Consider the following 12,018-nt stretch of genomic DNA (forward strand, 5'->3'; position numbering starts at 1 on the left):
ATCTTTGTAGTGTAATCAAGTCTTCTTTTTAGGACGCTAATTCAGAAACAAAGGGAAATCAAAAACCATTCACCAAACCGTCCTCAGATTTCTATTGATCGCCGCATTCCTCTGCTGCGCCAACTTGGCGAACGCTCAATCGAAGGAAGTACGTCCACCGGTTGCCGGTGACGGAAAGTATAGCGCATTACCCGAAGATACGGTTATCCCCCAGGAATTCTATATCGAGCGGCCCACGCTTGAGAATGCCGGATTCGAATGGTATGTATCCGGGGATGAAAACCATAACGCCACAGTTAGAGTCCGCTTCCGCGAGGTGGGCACCGGGACATGGCGTAAAAGCATACCTCTGCTGCGCATTCAGCGGGAAAAGATCTGGGGACACGAACAGCGGGATGTGTATGAGACGCCAAACATGTTTGCCGGCAGTATTTTTGGGCTGGAGCCCGGCACGACCTACGAATGCGAATTTACCATGGTAGATCCCGACGGGCTCATCGGAGTCGCGAAAAAAACGGAAAGAGTTACCACTCGACCCGTTCCAAAGCCCTATGAACACGGCAACGTCTACCACGTCTATCCATTGGGTTATGAAGGGCCGCGCGAAGAGCCCGCTTTTACCGGATTGAATGAGGCCTATTACGGCTATAACGGTAGCGGCGACTGGTGGCTGTATTCCGAACCACGCGTAAGAGCTGGCGACACCATCTTGGTTCACGCCGGCGTTTACAAAGGCGAGCGCTACAAGTACGCCAATCCACTGGGACTTGACTTCCACGGTACTTACGTGCTCACCCAGGACGGAACCGCCGAGCGCCCCATCACGATTAAGGCGGCCGGCGACGGAGAGGTGATCTTCGACGGGGAAGGCAACTATCGCCTGTTCGATATCATGGCAGCGGATCACCACTATTTCGAGGGACTGACGATCGTGAATACGGAGATCGCTTTTTACGCGGGCCTAAAACGAGTCCTCGGTAGTTCCGGACTTTCGGTAGTAAATTGCAAAACAGAAAGAGTCGGGCAAGTCGTGATGACCCATTGGGCTGGCTCCAACGATTTCTATATTGCCGATAATACCATGATCGGGATGCATGACCGCGACCGAGTCCATGGCTGGGCGAGACTTCCAGATCCCGCGCCCATCACTTCCTACAACGCCGTCAAGGTTTATGGCCAGGGACATGTCGTCTGCCATAACTACATTGCCTATTATCATGACGCGATCTGCATCGATACCCACGGGCGGCCAGAGGGCGGCCCCGGCGAGCACTGCGCCTCCATCGACTTCTATAACAACGACATTTTCCTGATGGCGGATAACTTCATCGAAACAGACGGCGGCGCCCATAATCTCCGCGTCTACAACAATCGCGGGATCAACGTATGGCATTCGGCGCTGAGCAGCCAACCTGTTTTCGGTGGCCCCGCCTACTTCATTCGAAACGTCGTGCATGCCGTGGGAGATTCCCTCAAATTCTCTGCCCGCCCAACCGGGATGGTCGTCTACAACAATACGTTCTGCTCGGAAACAAGAATCTCCCAGTACTCCAATGGTCACTTCAGGAACAATTTGTTTTTAGGAAATGATCCGGACCAGCCCACCCTTTCGTCCATGAGCTACACCTCCTATACCTCCTTCGATTATAACGGCTATCGGATCAAGCCCGAAGCCGATTCCCTGTTCAGATGGGCTCAGCCAACGGAGAGGCTGCAAGATTTTGCCTTGTCCGGACGCCAAACCGCCGAAGAAGGAGCTTCACAATCGTTCCAATCGCTTGAAGCCTTCAGTGCGGCAACCGGTCAGGAAAAGCATGGCGTCATGCTCGATTACGATGTGTTGGTACGGGTGGAGCCGCCGGACGCAAACAACAGGGGACGCGTATTCCAATTGGAGGAATTTGACTTCCGTCTCAAGGCAGGATCAGCGGCAGTCGACGCAGGAGTCGAACTACCCGGCCTCACGGATGGATTTACCGGAAACGCTCCCGACCTGGGCGCCTACGAATACGGCAAGCCACTTCCGCACTATGGTCCTCGCACTCAATGAAACTCAAAGTATTTTATTCGGCAGCAAGCTACCTCCTACACCTTGTATCGCTTAACTAAATGTAGGAGGTAGCTTGCTGCCGATCATTTCTATTTCCTCAAACCCGAAATCCCCAAACTCATTAAACACCTATGAAATCCAGAACAACGCCCCTATCCATTCTCAGATATCTATTGATTGCTACATTCCTCTGCGGCGCATGCATGGTCAATGCCCAGCGGATTGGGTATAATCCAACGCGTCCGCCTGTTGCAGGCGACGATGAGATTAACGCCCTCCCGCCCGACACGGTTATTCCTCAGGAATTTTATATTGAGCGGCCCACGCTCGAGAACGCCGGATTCGAATGGTATGTATCCGGGGATGACAACCACAACGCCACCGTAACGATCAGGTATCGCGAAGTGGGCGTCTCCCAATGGCGCGAGGGACTACCCATGCTACGGATTCAACGGGAAAAGATTTGGGGACACGAACAACGGGACGTGTATGAAACGCCAAACATGTTTGCAGGCAGTATTTTCGGACTGGAGCCGGATACCACCTACGAGTGCGAGTTCACCATGACGGACCCTGACGGCCTGATAGGAGTCGCCACGGTTGTAGAGAGAGTGACCACGCGGTCCGTTCCCAAACCCTACGAACATGGCAGGGTTTTCCACGTCTATCCAATGGGTTACGAAGGTGAACGCGAAAACCCCTCTTTCACAGGATTGAATGAGGCCTACTACGGCTACAACGGTGCCGGCGACTGGTGGCTCTATCCCGAACCGCGGGTTCGGGCTGGCGACACCATTATGGTCCACGCGGGCACCTACTCGGGCGAGCGCTACATATACGCCCAGGCAAATGGACTCGATTTCCACGGACACTACGTGCTCACTCAGAAAGGAACCGCGGATCGTCCCATCTCAATCATTGCAGCGGGTGATGGCGAGGTGATATTCGACGGCAAAGGCAGCGACGGTAGCAACTACAACCTATTCAATGTAATGGCTGCGGACCATCACTACTTTGAGGGTATCACGATTAAAAATACCGATATCGGGTTCCTTGCGGGCTGGAAAAATGTGGGGGGCTCTTCAGGACTTTCCGTGGTCAACTGCAAAACGGAGGCAGTCGGGAATGTCGTCTTGACCCACTGGGCGGGATCCAACGATTTCTATATAGCCGACAACACCTTTATCGGCACGCATTCCCGCAAGGAGGTCCGCGGTTGGTCCAGGGTTGATCCACCTGCGCCCATCGACACCTACAACGCTGTCAAAGTCTACGGCCAGGGACATGTCGTCTGCCATAACTACATTGCCTATTATCATGACGGGATTTGCATCGATACTCACGGACGCCCACAGGGCGGCCCTGGCGAGCACTGCGCTTCCATCGACTTCTATAACAACGACATCTTTACAGTGGCGGACAATTTCATCGAGACGGACGGCGGCGCTCATAACATCCGGGTCTACGACAATCGAGGGATTAACGTCTGGCATTCGGCGCTGAGCAGCCAGCCGGTTTTCGGTGGCCCCGCCTACTTCATCAGAAACGTCGTCCATGCCGCGGGTGATTCCCTGAAATTCTCCGCACGTCCGACGGGAATGATGGTCTACAATAATACGTTCTGTTCGGAAACCAGACTTTCCTCGTACTCCAATGGTCACTTCAGGAACAATTTGTTTTTAGGGAACGACCAAGACAGTCCTACCCTCTCGAATATGAGCTACACCTCCTATACCTCTTTCGACTACAACGGCTACCGGAAAAAGCCCAAGGCGGAATCGCTTTTTAGCTGGGCTCAGCCAACAGATATGCTGCGTGATTATACACTGACTGCAGGAGGACGAGGATCACCCGAAACAGGTCGTAATCAAAGATTCAAGTCTCTTGAAGCATTCAGCGCGGCAACCGGTCAGGAAAAAAACGGTGTCATGCTCGACTACGATGTATTGGAAAGGGTGGAGCCACCTGACGCAAACAACAGGGCGCGCGTATTCCAACTGGAAGAATTCGATTTCCGCCTCAAGGCAGGATCAGCGGCAATAGATGCGGGCACCGAATTGCCATCACTGACTGACGGATTCGTCGGATCCGCTCCCGACCTGGGTGCCTACGAGTACGGCAAGCCGCTGCCGCATTATGGTCCTCGCACCCAATAAATCTCAAACATTGAAACCTTTGAGAAATCCGTATCGTTATCCTTAATACTTATACAATTATTAAGAACGGTCATTCAGAATCATGCATGCATACGCTTTAAGAACACCTTGGATTCTCGCACTCGCTATCCTGTTTCTGACAATTAGCCTTCAAGGGGCTAACCGCATCCTGATCAAGGCGGTGGCGTCCGAAGAATATGTCAAGCAACGGGCCTTGGATGATGAAAAGAAGATTCAAACCTACAACTTTTATGAAGGTCGGTTTTTCGGAGGCAATTCCAAGGACCGTAGCTTGGAGAGGTTTACCTTCATGGATATCATCCAGGACATGGCAATGCATCTGCAAAAACAAGGGTACTACAACAGTCCCGTCGTGGGTGAAGCGGACCTACTGATAGTGGTACACTACGGCGCCACCGATTATGAAGAATCCTTTTTCGACCTGATGGGCTACACCTCGTTTGAAGATATGGGTTATTCGGATGACATGGACGCCTCGGCAATGGCTGGATTCCAATCCAACCTAAGCTTTATGGATACCATGAACAGAGCCAACGATCAATCCCGCTATGGCAAGTCCCGCTTACTCGGAATGGAAGAAGCCTACATGCAAAGTACTCCCTCTTGGGAGAGGGAGGATTTGGAATGGCAGCTGACAGAATCCCGCTACTTCGTGATATTAATGGCCTATGACATGCCATTGTTAAAACAGGGAGAAACCAAATTGCTCTGGTCAACTCGATACAGCATCCGCGCCATCGGGCAGTCCTTCGACCAGGCGATCAAGGATATGAATCTGGTAGCTGCAGATTATTTTGGCAAAAACCTAAAAGGCCTCAACAAAACCCGCGTGACCGATAACTCTCATGTAGAATTCGGCGAGATCGAAGTGATCGGCGAAGAACGAGAATAAGGGAGAAATTTGATACTAAACCGCTCCACCATTTTACGGTATGGTTTAGTGATTGAAATTTGCTTGCTAAATGTAGGAGCAAACTTGTTCGCGACCCGAAAGCGCAACGATGCCTAAACGGGGTAACGAGTCCCAATACTACCACCAAAACAAACGCTGCCTATCCCGTATATAAGGGATCGCAGAATCTGACTTGGGTGGTAAAATGCATCCTAGTAGCTCGTTTCCCCAAGTACCCTATTCCCAGATCAGCAAAGGAAAGCTCATAATTTCAAACGCCTTTAAAGGTAGACGGCAACCGCTGACCATACTGACGAACATTAATAACAGATAACAGCTACGAAACTTTGACAACCGTATATGGGTTTAGGGAAATCAGCATGAAAACCACGATCGAACTACCGGATCCACTGGTAAAAGAGGCGAAGCGAATTGCCCTGGAGCGAGGTCAAACACTCAAGGATGTGATGATCAGCGCATTGAAATCCGAAGTTAATCGGGTCAAAAAGGATGAACTTCTAAACTGGGTCCAAGGTATCCGAAAAGAGTTTAAAGATACTGGCTGGAAGAGCGCAGACCAGTACGTAGCAGAACAAAGGCGCGGGTGGGAATGAAGGCCTTTGGGGACACTAATCTTTTCATCTACCTTTGGGAAAACTCAGACTACACCGAAAAAGTCCTTCAACTTGCCCGGCAATATTCAGCTAGTGGAGTCGAGCTTTGTACATCCTAATTAAGTCTGGGAGAAATTCTCGTGAACCCATTTTCCGAAGGAAAATTGGACCAGGTCGAAGCTTATGTGCGGAAGTTCCAGGAAATTGAAATCATTCCTTTTGGTCAAAGGGAGGCTGTCACTTTTGCCAGGCTCCGCAGCCAATTCACCACCTTTAAACCTCCGGATGCCATACAGCTAAGTTGCGCATTGGAAACCGGAGTCAACCAGTTCGTAACGAACGATGATCGCCTGAGCCGTCTAGAGCTGGAAAGCATGACCATTTCCAGCCTGAACAAAGCGCTCTCTGGTTAACATCAGATGGATCTCGACGGCTGGAATATTTGAAATAGGAACAATGAATGAGCCCTTTCAACTCCCCGACCTCCTTCAACTCTTCATGCTCCGGGTTTACATCCCCTGATGATAAGGTTTTGCGGTGAACTCTTATGGGTTCCCCGAACGCCAAAATAATCGGTCTTGACCGTATATCCCATGTAGATACTTTTTGTTTCTATGAAAACGAAAGTTGCTCGATGGGGAAACAGTCTTGCACTACGGTTGCCCAAACAAATGACAGCCAGCTACCAACTTTCCGAAGGGAGCGACGTAGAGATTGTCGAGGAAGCCGAAGGCATACTGGTTAAGCCGGTTTCCAAAAGGCAATTTCAATTGGATGATCTCCTGAAGGGTGTAACCAAAAAGAATTCGCATGACGAATTTACCTCTGGCGGTCCGCGAGGAAAGGAGATTTGGTGAGCAGGTATGTTCCCGCGGAAGGGGATCTGGTCTGGCTTGATTTCAATCCTCAGGCTGGTCACGAACAAGCAGGCCATCGACCCGCAATTGTCCTATCCAGAAAAGCATACAACCGCAAAACCGGTTTGGCTGTATTTTGTCCCATCACCTCGAAGATAAAGGGCTACCCATTCGAAGTCCCGGTTTTAGGCCAAAAGATCCAAGGCGCGGTTCTGGCCGATCAGGTGAAAAGTTTCGATTGGTCTGTGAGAAGAGCAAAATTTATTGAACGAGCAAACGCTGATGTTTTCGAGGAAGTTGTCGGCAAATTATATGCCATAATAGGTTAAGAAAGAAGGCTTCTTTTTGAAGAAAACAACACCTTCATAAATCGCACCGGTCAGGCGGCAATCAGTTTTGCAGGTTGCGCCTGAAAAGATAAATCAAAAAAGGTAAATTTTTGGCGTGATCGACCCTTCGAGTCTTGCTTAGCTGCGAGAATGTTGAATGCCCGATCCACAGCCAAGAAACGCACCTCCAAAAAGAATCCCGGTCTCCCTGCAGCCACCGACTGGCGCACGACCGATGAGCAGGAACTGCTCAAGCGCCGGATTCGTGCTCAGGAGGAGACTTTCCGTATTACAAATGCGTCTCCGGAACACACCGTCCTTTCAAACTTTGCCGTCAAGTCCGCCAGCGGTTTGAGCTATTCCGTCGAAATCCGCGACCTCAAAAACCGGGACTTTGATTGCACCTGCACAGACTTTCGAATCAACGGACTCGGTTCCTGCAAACATGTGGAAGCGGTTCTTCAACAGCTCGAAAAAAAACACCCCACCGGCTGCAAGAAAGCGCTGGTGCAGCCCTCTCCCCACATCGACATCATTCCGGACACACATGCAAAGCGCTTGAAGGTTGAGCGAAACCTCCGTTTGTTACCGCCTTCGCTGCGCGTTTATTTCGATAAAGAGGGTCGACAGAATACAGACGTTGATATGAACGAGCTCGTCGCCTGGCTGAGAGCCTCAAGCTCTAAAAAGATCCGCCTTTCCCAAACGCTCGAACCCTGGCTAAACCACCTGGAAATCGAACGGGACCGCACGGAAAATCGCCGGGACTATGAAACCGGGGTGATCGATGGACGCCATCCCGAACACGTGACCCTGAGCCCCTTGTTCCCCTATCAGCGTGAAGGCATGCTTCACCTTGCGTTCAAGGAGCGCGCGCTCCTCGCCGACGAAATGGGACTCGGCAAAACCATCCAGGCCATCGCCGCGTGTGCGCTGCTTCACCATTTGGGAAAAGCCCGGCGCGTCCTGGTCGTCTCACCCGCGTCCCTCAAGACGGAATGGGAGGAGCAAATCAACAAATTCACCACCCTCCCCCAACGCTTGGTTTTCGGCGGTCCCTCCCAACGTAACGCGCTGTACAGCGATCCGAACCCGCCCTTTTTTACGATCTGCAACTACGAACAAATCCTCCGCGACAGTCTCAATATAAACGCAAGTTTACGACCCGACATCATCGTGCTCGACGAAGCACAACGCATCAAGAATTGGTCGAGCAAAACCGCCCAGGCGGTCAAGCGCCTTGAGAGCCGCTACGCCTTTGTCCTCACCGGAACACCGTTGGAAAACCGAATCGACGAGCTCAAGTCGATTGTGGATTTTCTCGATCCCAGTCTGCTCGGCACACTCTTCCGTTTCAATCGCGAATACTACGATCTGGACGAACGCGGACGCCCGAAAGGTTACAAGAACCTGGAACAACTTCGCGCGAAAGTCGCTCCCGTGCTCCTGCGCCGGCGCAAGATTCAAGTCGAGACCGAGTTGCCCGACCGCACCGACATCAACCACTTTGTCCCGCTAACCAAAGCCATGCGCGAGGAGTATGCCGAATACGAAAAAAGCGTCGGCGAGCTCGCCGCCAAAGCCAAACGCCGCCCACTCACTCCAAAAGAGCAGGACTTGCTTATGATTCTGCTCAACATGATGCGGATGATTTGCGACTCCCCCGGCATCATCAAAAAGAATCCTTCTCGAGAGTGCCCCAAGCTCAAGGAACTCGAAGGTGTACTCGAAGACTGCCTCTCCGATCCCGATGTCAAAGTCATCGTTTTTTCCGAATGGATCGGCATGCTTGAACGGGTCCGCGAACTGGCCGAAAAACTGGGCTTCGGCTATGCATGGCACACCGGCTCGGTTCCACAAAAGAAGCGCCGGGCCGAAATCCTCGCCTTCCGCCAAGATCCGGATTGCCGCATCTTTTTCAGCACTGATTCCGGCGGAGTCGGACTCAACCTGCAAAACGCCAGCGTAGTGATCAATTGCGACCTCCCCTGGAATCCGGCCAAACTGGAACAACGCATCGCCCGCGCCTGGCGGAAAAACCAAACGCGTCCGGTCACCGTGATCAATCTCGTGGCCGAAGAAACGATTGAGCACGGCATGCTCGCCAGTCTCGCCCAGAAGATGGAGTTGGCCGATGGAGTGCTCGACGGCTATGGTAACCTCAATACAATGACCCTCAAGAGCGGCCGCCAGGTTTTTCTTAAACGCCTGGAGCAAGTCATGTCAAAAGTGCCGGTCGGCCAACCAGTGCCACCGGCGCCACCGAGCGATCCCGCCGCCCACTTCGCCGCCCGGGCAAAAACCAGCCTCGGCCCCCGTCTCAGTTACTGTGAGGAAACCTGGATTCCCGGCTCCGAGACGCCCGTCCTCATCGCCATCCTGCACAATGCCACCGGCTCGGAAAAGCCGCAACTCGAAGAACTCTTCCAAGCCACCCCGTGGAGCAACAGCGCGCCGGTCCTCCAGGTCCTCGACGCCGCCACCTGGGAGGCGCTGCAAAGCCTTTCCGCCGCTGGCATGATCAGCATCCACACCCGCGCCTCACGCCCGCTTCTGCCCGAAGAGGGCGAAGCGCTCCGACCTCCTCTCAGCCCCGAAGAACTCGCTAAAATCAAAGCCCTTCGCGAAACCGCCGAAACCAAACGCCGCGCCGCCGAAGCCCTCATAGCCGCCGGATTGAACGAAGAAGCCGAACCTTTCAAAACAGCCGCCGAAGAAGCGGAGGCGGAAGCCGTTAACATTGAAAATCATCATGCAGAGAAAAAGGAAAAATAAGAAGGCCTTGCCCACCTTCGGCCTTCTCCGCTTCGATGAATACGCAGGTGCTCGCGCATGGAATGAAACCCGTGTTTTGACCGTCAAGGATCCTGGCTTCGGGCTACCACCCGGCGAATTCGCCTTTGTTGAGTTTTATTGCGCCGACCCATCCTGCGACTGCCGCCGGGTTGTCTTGCAAGTTTGGTCCAAAGACACCCTGGGCCAGTCTTTGGCAAGCATCAGCTACGGATGGGAAGATGAAGCGTTCTATACCGAGTGGAACCATGGCGATGCACAAATGGGCCGGGATATGAAAGGCCCCGAACTGGAATTTTTTCAGCCTCAGTCCAACCTGGCCGACAAGCTCCTTCACCAATTTAAAGAAACCATCATGTCGGATAAGGCCTATTTGAAACGCCTGGAAACACACTATGCTTTCGCAAAAGAAAAACAGACCGTAAAACCGAGGAAAAAACGGAAACAGTAGGAAGCATGCCACCCTGATTGAGGTGCTTTCTGTTCAATCGTTGAAACTTGAGTCCTCCACTAAGAGGAAATAAAAGCCGTCTTCGCCACATACGAAACCTAAAATAAGAATATGAGTTTGATACCGTCGAGAACCAATGAATGATGTCCCCTTAATCTGAAGCAAAAATGGATACTCAAGCACCCGCTCCGCCCACCGAAGCAGCACGGCAATACCTCGCCATCCGTAAACTCAGCATGGCTCTAACCAGCAAACTTATCGGGATGAAGGGAACAGTACACCCGTTTACGGCTGCCCGTGCCTTGGGAATTCCTGTCCATGGCAAGACCATTTGCTTTGATGGGGGATGGGAATTGAGCTTATTGACAGAATACACGCTTTTTCACCACGTATCGAAGGGCAAACGCTTTTTTCAGCATGCTCTGGTTGAGGCGGACGATTTGTCGCCGGTCGAACGTGAGATTCTGATGTGCCATCAAAAAGCCTTTACTTCTGTATTTGAGATCGAAGAGTCGCGTCCCGATGTCTGGGAGGTGGACTTGCATGACGTTCTTGGAGAACGCGGCCGGGTGACGGTCATCGACCGAAACTTCAGTCAGTTTCAAATGGCTGGCGGCCTGCTTTACTCCCGCTTGATTCCCCACGAACAATATACGGCTACTTCCGGCGCGGGCCTCCCTTTACTTGCTCCTGGCACCGATAAGGAGACAAAGGAAACGGTCTTACGCTATTGCCAACAGGCCATAGCCAATCCCGGAAAGCGCACCCGGCAACAAGCGTTGCTTTATACTTGCCGAAAACTCCATCTCCAGTTCGGTCCGGAAATTCAATATGAATGACAAAGCACGCTGTTGGGAATCGCCCCCTTCCCCTTGTCATCTTTATGTCCACCCGCTAAAGAAACAACACCCCGGGAAATTCACGGACTTGTCTGAAACAATCCACATTTCCAGACCTGCACCACTTAAAGTGAGGTATAAAAAGATAGGCCAATGTTAATGTTTTGCGTTGAACCCCTTTTTATCTGCCCCCGGATGCCTACTAAGTGACACTTGAAATCGACCAAAGATTTGCCGGAAAATTAGTAGACATATAATCACTACCTTTTTTCCCTTCAAACCCCTAATATTCAATGGACTACAGTCAATTTCTGGAAATAATTGAGTGTTGTTAGTTCATGAAAATAATCAATACTACTAATTGATAGCCAAAAAATGTCAGAGAAAGCCAAAGACCGAGAAGAAAAGATCCGATTGCACTGTTCGGTCTTGGCAGAGGTAATTTTAGCGATACGCCCAGTCTATTTGCGGGCAGCTAAGCCCCAGCAGGCGCTTCTAGAAACTATGATTGGAGCTGCAATCTGGTATATCCCGAAACCAGTCGATGCGTGGACAGGAAGAATTTCTAAGAAAGCACTTGCTGAGTTGCACCCCGACAGTGGTATCATGAAAGTCAGGCTTAGTGAGGAACATGTCTATCCGAGAAAAATTGCAGCAAAAAGGCTTATCCAAAATAACGATTTAACTGCAAAGGGAATGGAGTCGATTTTCAGGGAAGAATACGGGAGACTCCATTATATTACTCCTGAAGAAAATAAGGCAGCGATACGATTTCAGAGGTCCGACGTATTCAGCACGCCAGAGGAAGTATATCGACAAGCCGGCATAGAACTTGTTTCCGTTGAGAGAACTGACCTCCGGGCGATTAAAAAGAGGGATAGGGACACCATCGAGAAGTATACAAAAAGTGAGGCTATCAAGTCGGTGGTATCAATTCCGTTACGCGCTCCGCGCTTCACTTCATGATACACCTTCACGTTAGGAGACAGAATGAAGAAGACTCATGTTGCCCTCGG

The 12,018-nt window shown here is 51.5% G+C and carries 11 protein-coding genes; all 11 read left to right on the plus strand.

Annotation, left to right across the window (positions count from 1 at the left end):
- The first annotated feature begins 94 nt into the window (after positions 1–94).
- The 11 genes from O3C43_22310 to O3C43_22360 all read left to right on the plus strand — a co-directional run bounded on the left by O3C43_22310 (position 95) and on the right by O3C43_22360 (position 11,968).
- Positions 95–2,050, plus strand: coding sequence for a hypothetical protein (locus tag O3C43_22310; GenBank protein ID MDA1069226.1), 1,956 nt, complete (start codon positions 95–97; stop codon positions 2,048–2,050).
- A 131-nt stretch (positions 2,051–2,181) separates the two neighbouring features.
- Entirely contained in the window at positions 2,182–4,206 is a 2,025-nt protein-coding gene (locus O3C43_22315; GenBank protein ID MDA1069227.1) for a hypothetical protein, read from the plus strand.
- An 82-nt stretch (positions 4,207–4,288) separates the two neighbouring features.
- A complete protein-coding gene (locus tag O3C43_22320) occupies positions 4,289–5,119 on the plus strand; it encodes a hypothetical protein (GenBank protein MDA1069228.1) in 831 nt (276 codons plus the stop codon).
- 380 nt (positions 5,120–5,499) lie between these two features.
- Positions 5,500–5,733 (plus strand): hypothetical protein, encoded by a 234-nt coding sequence (locus O3C43_22325; protein ID MDA1069229.1) that lies wholly within the window; start codon positions 5,500–5,502, stop codon positions 5,731–5,733.
- Between the two features lie 140 nt (positions 5,734–5,873).
- Positions 5,874–6,146, plus strand: coding sequence for a PIN domain-containing protein (locus tag O3C43_22330; protein MDA1069230.1), 273 nt, complete (start codon positions 5,874–5,876; stop codon positions 6,144–6,146).
- A gap of 201 nt (positions 6,147–6,347) precedes the next feature.
- On the plus strand, positions 6,348–6,590 hold the full coding sequence (locus O3C43_22335; GenBank protein MDA1069231.1) for an AbrB/MazE/SpoVT family DNA-binding domain-containing protein: 243 nt from the start codon (positions 6,348–6,350) through the stop codon (positions 6,588–6,590).
- The gene (mazF, locus tag O3C43_22340; protein ID MDA1069232.1) at positions 6,584–6,919 is read left to right on the plus strand and encodes an endoribonuclease MazF; all 336 of its coding nucleotides are present in this window, start codon (positions 6,584–6,586) and stop codon (positions 6,917–6,919) included. The genes O3C43_22335 and mazF overlap by 7 nt, the downstream gene beginning before the upstream one ends.
- Before the next feature lie 150 nt (positions 6,920–7,069).
- Positions 7,070–9,694: a DEAD/DEAH box helicase gene (locus tag O3C43_22345; protein ID MDA1069233.1), complete on the plus strand. Its 2,625-nt coding sequence runs from the start codon at positions 7,070–7,072 to the stop codon at positions 9,692–9,694.
- Positions 9,672–10,163, plus strand: coding sequence for a hypothetical protein (locus tag O3C43_22350; protein MDA1069234.1), 492 nt, complete (start codon positions 9,672–9,674; stop codon positions 10,161–10,163). Before O3C43_22345 ends, O3C43_22350 begins: the two co-directional genes overlap by 23 nt.
- Before the next feature lie 167 nt (positions 10,164–10,330).
- Complete coding sequence (locus O3C43_22355) at positions 10,331–11,002, plus strand: hypothetical protein (protein ID MDA1069235.1); 672 nt, start codon at positions 10,331–10,333, stop codon at positions 11,000–11,002.
- Positions 11,003–11,377: 375 nt separating this feature from the next.
- Positions 11,378–11,968: a hypothetical protein gene (locus O3C43_22360; GenBank protein ID MDA1069236.1), complete on the plus strand. Its 591-nt coding sequence runs from the start codon at positions 11,378–11,380 to the stop codon at positions 11,966–11,968.
- Positions 11,969–12,018 lie beyond the last annotated feature (50 nt).

The sequence above is a fragment of the Verrucomicrobiota bacterium genome, assembly GCA_027622555.1.
Taxonomy (GTDB): Bacteria; Verrucomicrobiota; Verrucomicrobiia; order Opitutales; family UBA2995; genus UBA2995.